At 30.7% G+C, this 13,732-nt stretch carries 13 protein-coding genes and 1 pseudogene; all 14 read right to left on the bottom strand.

The genetic code is table 11. The annotated features are described in order from the left end of the window. Positions 1-215: 215 nt before the first annotated feature. Positions 216-317 (bottom strand): annotated as a pseudogene (locus BUA82_RS21205) (DNA polymerase III); the annotation flags it as partial. Between the two features lie 32 nt (positions 318-349). After that, positions 350-1,399, bottom strand: coding sequence for a flavodoxin-dependent (E)-4-hydroxy-3-methylbut-2-enyl-diphosphate synthase (gene ispG / locus BUA82_RS04100; protein WP_073004906.1), 1,050 nt, complete (start codon positions 1,397-1,399; stop codon positions 350-352). 12 nt (positions 1,400-1,411) lie between these two features. After that, entirely contained in the window at positions 1,412-2,422 is a 1,011-nt protein-coding gene (gene rseP, locus BUA82_RS04095; protein WP_073004904.1) for an RIP metalloprotease RseP, read from the bottom strand. A 12-nt stretch (positions 2,423-2,434) separates the two neighbouring features. After that, complete coding sequence (locus BUA82_RS04090) at positions 2,435-3,586, bottom strand: 1-deoxy-D-xylulose-5-phosphate reductoisomerase (RefSeq protein ID WP_073004902.1); 1,152 nt, start codon at positions 3,584-3,586, stop codon at positions 2,435-2,437. A gap of 14 nt (positions 3,587-3,600) precedes the next feature. Then, positions 3,601-4,542, bottom strand: coding sequence for an AI-2E family transporter (locus BUA82_RS04085; RefSeq protein WP_073004900.1), 942 nt, complete (start codon positions 4,540-4,542; stop codon positions 3,601-3,603). Between the two features lie 88 nt (positions 4,543-4,630). Then, entirely contained in the window at positions 4,631-5,425 is a 795-nt protein-coding gene (locus tag BUA82_RS04080) for a phosphatidate cytidylyltransferase (protein ID WP_073004898.1), read from the bottom strand. 14 nt (positions 5,426-5,439) lie between these two features. Then, entirely contained in the window at positions 5,440-6,195 is a 756-nt protein-coding gene (locus BUA82_RS04075) for an isoprenyl transferase (protein WP_073004896.1), read from the bottom strand. A gap of 49 nt (positions 6,196-6,244) precedes the next feature. Beyond that, positions 6,245-6,802, bottom strand: a complete 558-nt coding sequence (gene frr, locus BUA82_RS04070; protein WP_073004894.1) for a ribosome recycling factor — start codon at positions 6,800-6,802, stop codon at positions 6,245-6,247. 13 nt (positions 6,803-6,815) lie between these two features. After that, positions 6,816-7,526 carry a UMP kinase gene (gene pyrH, locus BUA82_RS04065; protein ID WP_073004893.1) on the bottom strand — a complete coding sequence of 237 codons (711 nt, stop codon included), beginning with the start codon at positions 7,524-7,526 and terminating at the stop codon, positions 6,816-6,818. A gap of 69 nt (positions 7,527-7,595) precedes the next feature. Continuing rightward, positions 7,596-8,516, bottom strand: a complete 921-nt coding sequence (gene tsf / locus BUA82_RS04060) for a translation elongation factor Ts (RefSeq protein WP_073004892.1) — start codon at positions 8,514-8,516, stop codon at positions 7,596-7,598. A 66-nt stretch (positions 8,517-8,582) separates the two neighbouring features. Next, a complete protein-coding gene (rpsB, locus tag BUA82_RS04055) occupies positions 8,583-9,284 on the bottom strand; it encodes a 30S ribosomal protein S2 (RefSeq protein WP_073004891.1) in 702 nt (233 codons plus the stop codon). 290 nt (positions 9,285-9,574) lie between these two features. Beyond that, positions 9,575-10,351, bottom strand: a complete 777-nt coding sequence (codY, locus tag BUA82_RS04045; protein ID WP_073004889.1) for a GTP-sensing pleiotropic transcriptional regulator CodY — start codon at positions 10,349-10,351, stop codon at positions 9,575-9,577. A gap of 172 nt (positions 10,352-10,523) precedes the next feature. Continuing rightward, complete coding sequence (gene topA, locus BUA82_RS04040) at positions 10,524-12,596, bottom strand: type I DNA topoisomerase (RefSeq protein ID WP_073004888.1); 2,073 nt, start codon at positions 12,594-12,596, stop codon at positions 10,524-10,526. Positions 12,597-12,647: 51 nt separating this feature from the next. Further along, positions 12,648-13,730, bottom strand: a complete 1,083-nt coding sequence (gene dprA, locus BUA82_RS04035) for a DNA-processing protein DprA (RefSeq protein ID WP_073004887.1) — start codon at positions 13,728-13,730, stop codon at positions 12,648-12,650. Positions 13,731-13,732 lie beyond the last annotated feature (2 nt).

Genomic DNA, 13,732 nt, shown 5'->3' with positions numbered 1-13,732 from the left:
TTTTATATAATTCTTTTATATAATTATACAAATTATTATTTCCTAAATAATAATTTGTATTAGATTTAAATAAGAGCTACAAATACAAATAGAAAGAGCGGGTTTTAGCCCACTCTTCACAAAGCATACTATAAATTGAATAATCTACACAACAATAATATCACAGCAGGTTATATAATACAAGTTAAATTTATGAGTTATCCAAATAAAGACAATTAGTTGGCCTCTTGAAGACCATTAAGAGAACCATGATTCTGAAGGTTTTCAATAACGGTTTTTGTTACCTTTGCTCTTATTCTAAGATCTTCTTTTGATAAAATTAATGCAATGAGAAATGTGCAGGTTTCACCTACATATTTTCTATTTCTTTCAGTAGTTCTTCTACCACTGATTCTTCGTTAACCTTTTTAATGATTTTGCCTTTTTTGAATATCAAAGCTTCATTAACTCCACCAGCTATGCCGATATCAGCTTCCCTAGCTTCTCCTGGGCCATTTACAGCACAGCCCATAATGGCAACTTTAATATCTTTGTCACACTGCTTTAACTTATCTTCTACTTCTTTTGCTATTTTAATTAGATCTATTTGAGTTCTCCCACAGGTAGGACAGGAAATAAACTGAACACCTGAATTAATAAATCCTAGGGATTTTAATATTTCTCTTCCTACTCTTACTTCCTCTACGGGATCTCCTGTTAAAGACACTCTTATGGTATCACCCACACCCTCAGAAAGTAAAGTTCCAATGCCAATGGAAGATTTTATAGTACCTCTCCATAAGGTACCTGCTTCTGTTACTCCTAGGTGAAGAGGATAATGAACTTGTTTTGATATCAATCTATAGCTGTCAATCATCATGGGAACATCTGAAGCTTTAATAGAAATAGCTATATCATTAAAATTAATATCTTCTAAAATTTTAACGTGTCTTAATGCGCTTTCTACTAATGCTTCAGGAGTAACCTTTTTATATTTTTCTAACAGGTCTTTTTCTAAAGAACCGCTGTTTACACCTATTCTAATAGGGATACAGCTATCTTTTGCCGCCATAGCTACAGCTTTTATCCTTTCAATGCTTCCTATGTTACCTGGGTTTATCCTTAAGGCAGAAACCCCTGATTTTATTGATTCTAAAGCCAATGTGTAATCAAAGTGAATATCTGCTACTAAGGGAATATTTATATTTTTTATTATTTCTTTTAGGGCTGTAGCAGCTTCCATATCTGGCACTGCGCATCTAATAATGTCACAATGATTTTCTTCTAATTTTCTTATTTGTTCTATGGTAGCATGAATATTACGAGTATCAGTATTGGTCATAGACTGAACTGTTATAGGAGAATCTCCACCTATAAATATATTTCCCACTTTTATTTTTTTTGTTTCCCGTCTTTTCATATATAGCATCTCCTAAAGCTTAATTGGAAATAATATATCCTTAATAGTTACTAATAGCATAAGTAATAATAGTAAGGACATTCCTATATAATTTACTGTTTGAATTATCTTTTCACTTACTTTACGCCTGGTAATTAACTCTATAAGCAGTATAAAAACCCAACCCCCATCTAAAGCAGGGAAAGGTAGCAAATTAAATACAGCTAATTGTACGCTTAGCAAGGCAGTAAACCACATTAAATTCCATATTCCTGCTTTTGCAGCAGCTCCTGAAACCCTTATTATAGTTACTGGACCGCCTACATCATTTAATTTTGCCTTACCAGTGAATATTGTTTTTAAAGAAAAAATCGCTTGATTTATAGTTGAAATGGATTGTTTAAATCCATGAGTGATAGAATCACCTACGGATGGATTATCCACAACGGTGGCACCTATACCTACTTTAAATCTATTTTCTTTTATATCCTTCTCAGGCACCAAAGTAATACTATTTACTTTACCCTTTCTTTCATATTTCAAATTAACTTCTGCCCCATTAGACATCATAACATGAAGAGTAAAGTCCTCCCAAGTAATTACTTTGTGAGAATTAATTTCTTTAATGGTGTCTCCTGGCATTAAACCAACTTTTTCAGCTGGAGAATTAGGTACAATTTCGCTTAAAATCGGTTTTGTAAACCCATTGTTAAAAGAAATAAGAGAGAAAAGTAAAACCGCCAATAAATAGTTCATTATAGCACCAGCTGCTACTATGCTGATTTTTTGAAGAGGAGATTTACTCATAAATGCCCTGGGGTCAGATACATCTTCCTCTTCTCCATACATTTTCACGTACCCACCAATAGGAAGTATTTTTAATGAGTACTTTGTTTCCTTACCCTTTATAGAAAATATTTGCGGTCCCATACCTATAGCAAATTCTTCAACTTTTACGTTATTTAATTTTGCTAGCATAAAGTGACCTAATTCATGAATCATTACTAATATTCCAAAAGCCAATAATGCTAATACTATATACATATTTCCCTCCAGTTAATAATTATTGTAAACAAATTCTTTAACTTTTTTATCTAAATTGATAATATTATCTATGTTTAGTTCTTCATTAATAGAAAATTTATCCATACATCTTTCTATTATTTCTGAAATCTGTAGGAATGATATTTTTTCTCTTATAAACATATCTACACAAGCTTCATTGGAAGCATTTAAAACGGTAGGTACAAATCCTCCTTCCTTACCTGCTTGGTATGCTAATTGCAAACATTTGAAGGTTTCTAAATCAGGTTTTTCAAAAGTTAATTTATTAATTTCAAATAAATCTAATTTTTTAATAAAGGATGTATCCCTTATAGGATAGTTTAAGGCATATTGAATAGGAAGTGTCATATCTGTACTGCTAAGCTGCGCCATTATACTTCCATCAGTATATTGAACCATAGAATGAATAACGCTTTCTGGATGCACTACTACTTGAATATCTTCATATTCACAGTTGAAAAGCCAACGGGCTTCAATAACTTCTAATCCTTTATTCATAAGTGTGGCTGAATCTATAGATATTTTTTTACCCATATTCCACTTTGGGTGCTTCAATGCTTGTTCTGGGGTTATATTTAATAAGTCCTGTGTTTTTTTACCTCTAAAAGGTCCACCAGAAGCAGTAAGAAGTATTTTATCTATAGCATTGTTTTCGTTTCCTTGAAGGCATTGGAATATAGCACTATGTTCTGAATCCACAGGAAGTATTTTTACATTATTCCTTTTAGCTTCTGCCATTACAATTTCTCCAGCCACTACTAAGGTTTCTTTATTAGCTAAAGCTATATTTTTCTTTGCTCTTATAGCTTTTAAGGTTGGTAGCAAACCCACCATTCCTACCACTGAGGTTAATACAGTGTCTACTTCATCTAAAGAGCATATGGTATTTAAACCTTCAATTCCATAATATATTTTGCATTTAATATTATTTATCTTAAGGTAATCCTTTAATTTTTCATAAGAATCTCTATGAGTTATAGCAACATATTGAATATTAAATTCTTTTATTATATCTATAACTTTATCAATACTTTTATGTGCAGATATTGCAACTAAATTATACTTATGTTTATTTAATCTTATTAGATTTATAGATTGTGTTCCTATGGATCCTGTTACTCCAATTATTGTTAAGTTCTTCATGATGTCCTCCTAAATTAATTTAAAATTATTTCTTTTGCCATTATAACATACAAAGGACCTATAAATAACCCAAATATCCCAAACATTTCAATACCTATATATAAGGATAATATTATGAGAAGTGGGTGAATACTAAATTTATTGCCTATATATTTGGCTTCAAGTATCTGTCTTACTATGCCTATAAGTATATATAAAAATATTAACCCAAAAGCAGTAAAGTATTGTTTTATTACTATATTGTATATTATTAATGGTATAAAAACAATTACTGTTCCAACATAAGGCAAAATATCTAATAACCCACAGATAAAGGAAAGTATAAAGGCATCCTTAATACCTAGTACTAAAAATCCTATTAATATTTCTAATGTAGAGGCTAGCACCATTATAATTTCCATGGTAAGTAGATGTTTAATATTAAGCATACTTTTTTTAATATTTAAAAGATATCTTTCTGGAAAAAATATCTTAATAAGCTCTATAACTATATTCTTATCTGATAATAAAAAATATACAGTTACATTTCCTATAAAATAAACTATTACTATCTCCCCTGTATAAGCAGCACTTTTAATAAATAAGGGATTGCTTATTTTACTTAAATTATTCCATAAATCTTCAAAGCTCATATTAAACTTAGATAAAATATTTTTAATGATAATATCAAAATATGTCTTTTGTGTGATTACTTTATCTACGATTAGTTCAAATAAATAATTTCCCATATAAAAAGAAATTATTATTATCATTGCATTTATTATTATTAAGCTTAATATAGATGCTATTTTAAAGTTATTAACTTTTTTTATTATTAAGTTAAATAAAGGTAATGTAATGACATAAAGTACTATTATTATAAAGGTGGGCTTAAAATAACTTTGTATAAAGTAATTTATAGCTACAAATATCAGCAGTAGTAATATACAATATAATAACTTATAGGCATTCTTCATATTATCAGCTCCAGTTATTTATATATAATATTAAAAATAAATTTATACTACTATATATAAATAAAAAAACTGTAGATATGACTACAGTTTAAAGGATTATAATAAACGTAATATAATAAAATATAATTACAGCTGAAAATATTATGCTATCAAATCTATCTAATATTCCACCATGTCCTGGTATTAAATTAGAGTAGTCTTTTACATCAAAATATCTCTTTATAGATGACGCTGTTAAATCACCAAATTGCCCCATAATACCGCATAAAGCACCTATTAGGAAAAAATGTATTATAGGGATTCCAGTTATGTACTTACTAATTATTATACCGTATATCCCACAACCTAAAGTGCTTCCTAATAAACCACCTATAGATCCTTCTATGGTCTTTTTAGGACTTACTTTTGGACATAGCTTGTTTTTTCCTAGATATCTACCAGTATAATAAGCTAATGTGTCACCCACCCAGGAGCTTATAAATATTAACCACACTAAATAAGCACCATAGGGTTTTGAATTTATATTAGTTATAAAACTAAAGAATACTCCTACATAAACAAATACACCTAAGGTAATAAACATATCTATAAAATTATATTTTAGATCTATAATAGGTATGCATAGCAGCAATAGGGTAAATATAGGAATTATATATCCCAGCTTTGTTACATCAGCCCCCAGCAAATAATAAATTACAAGCATAGCATAACCTATAAAGGAAAAAGGTTTAAAATTATTCTTAGATTTTATTACTTTATAAGCTTCATACATACCAAATAAAGATAGTATAAATGTCATTATCTTTAAATAGATTCCTCCTAAAAATAAAAATATTATAAGAGGAGATAATATTAAAGCCCCTAAATATCTACTGTTTTTCATTTTTATCCTCCTGATTAAATACCACCAAATCGCCTGTCACGATTTTGATAATCATATATAGCCTGGTGCAAATCAGCTTCAGAAAAGTCAGGCCATAAAATATCTGAGTACCAAAATTCTGAATAAGCACACTGCCATAGTAAAAAATTGCTTAATCTTTGTTCTCCACTAGGTCTAATTATAATATCAGGGTCTGGCATTCCAGAAGTATAAAGATACTTTTCAAAATCTTTTTCACTTATGGTGATATTTTTACTATTTTTATCTTTAATATCTGATATTAAACTATTTAGTGCATTTATTATTTCTGCTCTACCACCATAGTTTAATGCTAGATTCATCACTACACCTTTATTGTTTATGGTATTTCTCTTTGCTTTTATTAGCTCTTCTTGACAAGTTTTAGGTAATTTACTTATATCTCCTATATAATTAATTACTACGCCATTTTTGTTTAGCTCATCAAATTCTTTTTTTAAATATTCTACTAATAAAGTCATTAATGCATTAACTTCATCTTTAGGTCTCTTCCAATTTTCAGTGGAAAAAGCGTATAATGTTAGGTACTTAATGCCTAATCTATTACATTCTTTTATAATTTTTCTTATGGTTTCTACTCCAGCCTTGTGACCAAAAGTTCTAGGCAAATTTTTTTTCTTTGCCCATCTACCATTACCATCCATAATAATAGCTATATGTTTTGGTATATTATTATAATCTATTTCTATAGAAGTGTTTGAGTTGGTTTTTTTCTTGAATATATTAAACACTATTATACCCCCGACTTTTTATAAATAAAACCTGCTAAGCAGGTTTTATTTATATTGCCATTATTTCTTTTTCTTTGGCTTCAATTACCTTATCTACTTCTTTTACATAAGTGTCTGTGGTTTTTTGAATATCTTCTTCAGATTTTTTCATTTCATCTTCAGATAAATCAGAGTCTTTTTTTAGAGCTTTAATTTTATCGTTAGCATCTCTTCTTATAGATCTTATAGCTATCTTTGTGTCTTCACCATATTTTTTTACAGTCTTAACTAGATTTCTTCTTGTTTCTTCTGTTAATTCTGGTATAACTAATCTTATCACTGAGCCATCATTAGAAGGATTAATTCCAAGGTCAGATTTAAGAATAGCTTTTTCAATATCTTTTAATGTAGATTTTTCCCAAGGTGTAATCATTAGTACTCTTGGTTCTGGTGCGGAAACATTTGATACTTGATTAACAGGAACCATACTTCCATAATATTCAACTTCGATTCTATCTAGCATAGTAGGGTTAGCTCTACCAGCTTTTAAAGTTGAAAGATCTGACTTTAATACAGAAATAGACTTTTTCATTTTCTCATCAGCTTTTGAAATAATATCTTTTATCATTTTTAGCCTCCTATTATTTACAAACTAGGGTACCTATTTGCTCACCACAAATAGCTCTTTTAATATTACCAGGTTCATCTAGCGCAAACACCAAAATTGGAATATTATTGTCCATACATAAAGAAGTGGCTGTTGAATCCATAACTTGTAAACCTTGTTCTAAAACCCTTATATATGATAGTTTATCATATTTTTTTGCATCAGAAAACTTATGAGGATCTTTATCATAAACTCCATCTACTTTTTTAGCTAGGAGAATAACATCAGCTTCAATTTCAGCAGCTCTTAATGCCGCAGTGGTATCTGTTGAAAAATAAGGATTACCGGTTCCAGCAGCGAAAATCACTACTCTTCCCTTTTCTAGATGTCTCATAGCTCTTCTTCTTATAAATGGTTCTGCTATTTCTTTCATTTCTATAGCAGTTTGAACCCTTGTTAAAACTCCGATGCTTTCTAATGAGTCTTGAAGAGCTAAAGCATTAATACATGTAGCTAACATTCCCATATAGTCAGCAGTAGTTCTATCCATGCCTTCTCCACTTCTGCCTCTCCATATATTTCCGCCACCTACTACTGCTCCAACCTCTACTCCCATCTCAACAAGTTCTTTTATTTCTTGAGCTATTCTTAATGCTACATTAAAGTCTATACCAAAACCACCGTCTCCAGCCAATGCTTCACCAGATAACTTAAGAATTACTCTTTTATATTTACAGCTGCTCATATAACTTAATCCTCCTACTAATATAGATTTTAAAAAAAGAGAACACAAGGTGTTCTCTTCTTCTGTTAATTACTTGCTTTGCATTTGTCTTGCAACTTCTTCAGCAAAGTCCTCTTCTTTCTTCTCGATTCCTTCTCCCTTTTCAAACCTAGCAAATCTAGTAACTTTAATTGGAGAACCAACTTCTTTTGATTTTTCTTGTAAGTATTTAGTTATGGACATATCTGGATTCTTAACCCATAATTGGTCTACTAAACAAACTTCTTTATAATATTTTTGAATTCTGCCTTCCACCATTTTATCAACAATTTTCTCAGGCTTTCCTTCGTTTAATGCTTGAACTCTATATATTTCTCTTTCCTTATCAAGAGATTCGTGATCTACATCTTCTCTTCCTATGAAAAGAGGGTTAGCTGCTGCCACTTGCATACATAAGTCTTTTGCTACTTCTAAAAGTACAGGTGATTCTGAATCGCAAGCAAGTTCAACTAAAACTCCTATTCTTCCGTTACCATGAATGTAACTTTGAATAACACCATTATCTATAGCGAATTTCTCGAATCTTCTTAAGTTCATATTTTCGCCTAATTTAGCTATTAATGCTGTTACTGCATCCTTTATTGAAATGCTATTATCAGCAATATATTTTTCTTCTAAGAACTCTTCAATAGTTGAAGAATTTGTTGAAGCAGCCATTTTAGCTACATTGCTAGCTAAAGTTTTAAACTCTTCATTTGCAGCAACAAAGTCAGTTTCACAGTTTAATTCAACAATACCAGCATTTTTATGGTCTTCAGTTATGAAGGTTTCAACAATTCCTTCAGCAGCAACTCTTCCTGCTTTCTTAGCAGCCGCTGCAAGGCCTTTTTCTCTTAATAACTCAATAGCTTTATCCATATCGCCATTGGTTTCTGTTAGCGCTTTTTTACAGTCCATCATTCCAGCGCCGGTTTTTTCTCTTAACTCTTTTACGGATTGTGCAGTAATCATGTTACTCCTCCTTATTAGTTAATGTAAAAGGTAAATGAAGTTTAACTTCACCTACCTCCATTATAATTATTCAGCTAATTGTTCGCCTTGTCTTCCTTCAATGATAGCATCAGAGATTCTAGCAGTTATTAGCTTAACAGCTCTTATTGCATCATCATTTCCTGGAATTACATAATCAACTTCATCTGGGTCACAGTTTGTATCAACTATTGCAACTACTGGTATGCCAAGAATTTTAGCTTCTGAAATAGCATTTTTTTCTTTTCTTGGATCAACTACAAATAGCGCTCCTATGTTTCCAGAGTCCATGGATTTTATTCCTCCAAGGTTCTTTTCAAGCTTTTCTTTTTCATTTCTAAGCTTTATAACTTCTTTTTTAGGAAGAACTTCAAAAGTTCCGTCTTGTTCCATTTGATCAAGTTCTTCTAATCTTCTTATTCTAGTTTTGATGGTAGTGAAGTTTGTAAGCATACCACCTAACCATCTATTATTTACAAAGTGCATTCCGGATCTTACCGCTTCTTCTTGAATAGCTTCTTGAGCTTGTTTTTTAGTTCCTACAAATAGAATGTCTTTGCCTTCTTCTGATACACTCTTAACGAAGTTATATGCATCTTCTACTTTTTTTACAGTTTTTTGAAGGTCGATAATGTAAATACCGTTTCTTTCTGTAAAAATGTATGGAGCCATTTTAGGGTTCCATCTTCTAGTTTGATGTCCAAAGTGAACACCAGCTTCTAACAGTTGCTTCATTGATATAACTGACATTTTAATACCTCCTGGTTTTTTCCTCCATTATCTTCATATTCGCAAAACACCTTAATATCAGGCACCTTTTTGGGAATTAGATAATGTGTGTATTTTCTTACCTTAGTTAGTATAGCATAAGGATTGGGTTCTATCAATATAATTTTGGTAAATAATTTAGAATTGAGAATTGAGAATTTAAAATTTAAGAAAAAAAGAAGCTTTTCTAAAGCTTCTTTCCTCATACATTCAAAGAAACTCTCTGAGTTTCCTCCTTCATTCTACATTCTAAATTCTAAATTGTTCTTATCCTATCTTATCTTTTTTAATTCATCTAAAAGTTTTTCGTTTAATATTTTTATATGTGTACCCTTCATACCTAAAGAACGGGATTCTATAACTCCTGCACTTTCAAACTTTCTTAATGCATTAACGATTACTGAACGAGTTATTCCAACTTTATCTGCAATCTTTGAAGCTACTAACAGTCCTTCAGTTCCATCTAACTCATCAAATATATGTTCAACTGCTTCTAATTCTGAATAAGATAATGTTCCTAAAGCTAATTGCACTACTGCTTTCTTTCTAGCTTCTTCTTCTACTTCGCCTTGTTTCGCTCTTAATACTTCCATGCCTACTATGGCAGCACTATATTCTATAAGTATTAAATCATCATCGGTAAAGGCTTGGTTGAACCTAGCTAAGAGTAGAGTTCCTAATCTTTCACGATTTCCTATAATAGGAACTATAGTTGACAATTTTTCTTCATGAGAGCAACTACCTTCTCCTGGAAAAACACATTCTCCTTTATTGGGTACATTAGCTATGGTTTCATGAATGTTAAGTAATTTTGAGTTATAATCTTCAGGAAATCTACCATTAGTTATAACCTTACTCTTCATGATATCGCACTCAAAATCTGATGCAAATTCGTGTCCTAGGATTTTACCCTTTCTGCTTACTATATAAACATTACATGAAAGCACGTCGCTTAAAAGTTTACATATGTCTTCAAAAGCTACAGGATCAGTTCCGGATTTTTGAAGAATCTTATTTAACATTCTAGTTTTATTAAGTAGTGTAGACATTTAAATCCTCCTTATGAGTTGCATGAACCTAGTCATTATATAAAATTGTGAGAATATTATAAATTTTTTCAATATTTTTAACACTCATCCAATTCAATATATTATCACATATTTATTTCTATTTCAACTATTATTATGAGGATTCGACATTTTTTTTATAGAGTAAGTACCATTATTTATTTAAAACCTTATTCTTGCAATCATTATTGGAACATTGTAAGTATTCACCTTGATTTTTATTGTATTTCTTTAGCATATAGGAACCACATTTATCACATTTTTCATTAGTAGGTTCATACCAGCTAACAAAATTACATTGAGGATAATTTGAACATCCATAGAATTTTCTACCGCGCTTACTTCTTTTAATCACTACCTTGCCACCACACTGAGGGCAAGCAACATCTATCTCTTCTATTATAGGCTTAGTGTTTTTGCATTCAGGATATCCAGGACATGCAAGAAAGTCACCATATCTTCCATGTTTAATAACCATCATTTTCCCACATTTATCACAGGGAACATCACTGACTTTATCCTCTATAGTCACTTTAGATACTTCTTTTTCTGCTATATCAATGGATTTCTTTAAAGGTTTAAAAAATTTATCTACAATGTCTCTCCATTGATCCTTACCTTCTTCAATGTCATCTAAATTTGATTCCATTTCAGCTGTAAAGTCCACATCAACAATTTGTTTAAAATATTCTTCTACTATGTTATTAACTATTACTCCTAGCTCAGTAGGCAGTAAATTCTTCTTTTCTCTTTGTACATATTTCCTATCCAACAGGGTGGAAATCGTAGGAACATAAGTACTTGGTCTACCAATGCCCATTTCCTCAAGAAGCTTTACAAAACTCGCTTCTGTATACCTTGGAGGAGGAGTAGTAAAATGTTGTTTCTTAGAAATTTCAAGCTTTTGTAACTTTTCATTTTCTTCTAAAGAAGGAAATACTGAGTTTTCATTCTCTTCCTCATTGGAATATTCATATATTTTCATAAAACCATCAAATCTTGTTATGGAGCCTGAGGCTCTAAAAATATAATCTCCATTTTTTATATCTACAGTTGTTGTATCTATAAGGCTAGAAGACATTTGGCTAGCTACAAACCTGTTCCATATTAGTGCATATACCTTATATTGTTCATCTGTTAAAGTTAACTTTGCAATTTCAGGAGTTATTTCTATATTTGAAGGCCTTATTGCTTCGTGAGCATCTTGAATATTCTTTTTACTTTTATACATTCTAGGCTTTTCAGGTATATACTTTTCTCCAAAGGCTTCATTAATAAAAGTTTTAGCTGCCTCTTGAGCTTCCTGAGAAATTCTAACAGAATCTGTTCTCATATAAGTTATAAGACCTACAGTGCCATGTCCTTTTATTTCAACCCCTTCATATAGTTGTTGAGCTACTGACATAGTACGTTTAGTAGAAAAATTTAATTTTTTATAAGCATCTTGTTGCAATGTGCTAGTGGTAAATGGTGGAAGTGGATTTTTGCTTCTTGAGCTTTCTTTAATAGACTTCACTAAAAAATCATTTTTCTCTAAGTCACTTAATACCTTATTTGCTTCCTCTTCTGAAGGGAGATCTATCTTATGCCCTTTGTAAGAATGAAGTTTCACTAGAAACTTTGTTTTGTTCTTTTTAAGCAGTGAATCTATAGTCCAGTATTCTTTGGGTTCAAAGGATTCTATCTCTTTTTCCCTATGACATATTAGGTTAAGAGCAGCAGATTGTACTCTTCCAGCGCTTAAACCCCATTTAACATTTTTCCAAAGTATTGGACTTATTTCATAGCCCACTAATCTATCTACTATTCTTCTAGCTTGTTGAGCATCTACTAAATTAATATTTATTGCTCTTGGATTTTTTATTGAATTTTTAACAGCGGTTTTGGTGATTTCGTTAAATTCTATTCTACATTTTTCTTCTTCATCAATGCCTAAAATTTTTGAAAGATGCCATGAAATTGCCTCCCCTTCCCTATCAGGGTCCGTAGCAAGATATATCTTTTCACTTTTTTTAGCAGCTTTCTTTAATTTATCGATTAAATCTCCTTTTCCTCTAATGGTTATATATTTAGGATTATAATTATTTTCTATATCAACACCTAATTGACTTTTAGGCAGGTCTCTTACATGCCCCATAGATGCTTCTACTATATAATTTTTTCCTAGATATTTACCAATGGTTTTCGCTTTAGCAGGTGATTCTACTATAACCAATTTCTGACCCATAAATTTACTCCGCTATAATGTAAACGGAGCTTCACCCCCTTAATCAAAATACTATATTACTCTAGCATAAAAGTTTCCACTTAAGCTTATTATTTCTTTATTAAGTTGCATTTCAAATAATAACTCATAAAGAAGTGTTATGTCAACATTAGTATACTTTTGTAATTCATCTATGTGTATAGGTCTATCTGATATAAGATTTAAAATAGATTCTTTTAAAGTAAGATTTTTTATAGGAGCAGGTGAGTTTTTTTGTTGATTATACCACTTTAAATTAAGTGTTAATAAACTATATATACTTTGTAAGCCTAAGTATATATTTGCACCTTCTTGAATTAATTTATTACATCCTCTACTATTTTTCATGGATATGGTTCCTGGTACTGCTAAAATATCTTTTCCTTGATCCACCCCATGATGACCAGTAATAATACTCCCGCTGGTTTCTTTTGCTTCTACAACTATTATAATATCAGATATACCACTAATAATTCTATTTCTATTAGGAAAATTATAATTGTGTGGTTTAGTATCTGGAGGAAATTCGCTAATTAAAACACCTTTTTCCGATATTTCTTTAAACAAATTTTTATTGGAATAGGGATATAATACATCTATGCCTGAGCCCAGCACAGCAGCAGTAAAACCATTATTTTTCAGTGCTGTTCTGTGAGCGATAGCATCTATACCTTCTGCCCCACCACTGATTACATTTATACCAAGACTAACAAGCTCTTCTACTATGGATATACATACATTTTTACCATAATCAGTACAATGTCTAGAACCTACCACAGCCACGGTAAATTTATTTAACTCTTTAATATCCCCTTTGTAAAATAATATGTAAGGTTTGTTTTCGCCAATATTAGAAAGATTAGTGTTGTAATTTTCGTCCTCTAGAGTAACAACTTGAATATTAGATTTTTCAATTCTTTCACGAAATATCTTTAGTTTATCCTTGTTCCATGTATTCAATAACTTTTCCTTTGTTTCTTTATTAATAACCATATCATTATTATTAGAAAGTATATTCTCCAGTATTGCTTGGGATGACTTAAAGGTTTCTAATAATCTAATTTTATAAATATTATTAATAGGGCATATTCCTAGCCATAACTTTTCTAATTCCATAA

Origin of the sequence: Clostridium amylolyticum, from assembly GCF_900142075.1 — a bacterium.
GTDB classification, from domain to species: domain Bacteria; phylum Bacillota; class Clostridia; order Clostridiales; family Clostridiaceae; genus Clostridium_AA; species Clostridium_AA amylolyticum.
This window is presented reverse-complemented; position numbering and strand designations above follow the sequence as displayed.

What these genes read in the sequence shown, in the direction of transcription:
- ispG (WP_073004906.1), bottom strand. Translation starts at nt 1,399, where the DNA reads ATGAAAAGACGGGAAACAAAAAAAATAAAAGTGGGAAATATATTTATA.
- rseP (WP_073004904.1), bottom strand. Translation starts at nt 2,422, where the DNA reads ATGTATATAGTATTAGCATTATTGGCTTTTGGAATATTAGTAATGATT.
- BUA82_RS04090 (WP_073004902.1), bottom strand. Translation starts at nt 3,586, where the DNA reads ATGAAGAACTTAACAATAATTGGAGTAACAGGATCCATAGGAACACAA.
- BUA82_RS04085 (WP_073004900.1), bottom strand. Translation starts at nt 4,542, where the DNA reads ATGAAGAATGCCTATAAGTTATTATATTGTATATTACTACTGCTGATA.
- BUA82_RS04080 (WP_073004898.1), bottom strand. Translation starts at nt 5,425, where the DNA reads ATGAAAAACAGTAGATATTTAGGGGCTTTAATATTATCTCCTCTTATA.
- frr (WP_073004894.1), bottom strand. Translation starts at nt 6,802, where the DNA reads ATGATAAAAGATATTATTTCAAAAGCTGATGAGAAAATGAAAAAGTCT.
- pyrH (WP_073004893.1), bottom strand. Translation starts at nt 7,526, where the DNA reads ATGAGCAGCTGTAAATATAAAAGAGTAATTCTTAAGTTATCTGGTGAA.
- tsf (WP_073004892.1), bottom strand. Translation starts at nt 8,516, where the DNA reads ATGATTACTGCACAATCCGTAAAAGAGTTAAGAGAAAAAACCGGCGCT.
- rpsB (WP_073004891.1), bottom strand. Translation starts at nt 9,284, where the DNA reads ATGTCAGTTATATCAATGAAGCAACTGTTAGAAGCTGGTGTTCACTTT.
- codY (WP_073004889.1), bottom strand. Translation starts at nt 10,351, where the DNA reads ATGTCTACACTACTTAATAAAACTAGAATGTTAAATAAGATTCTTCAA.
- topA (WP_073004888.1), bottom strand. Translation starts at nt 12,596, where the DNA reads ATGGGTCAGAAATTGGTTATAGTAGAATCACCTGCTAAAGCGAAAACC.
- dprA (WP_073004887.1), bottom strand. Translation starts at nt 13,730, where the DNA reads ATGGAATTAGAAAAGTTATGGCTAGGAATATGCCCTATTAATAATATT.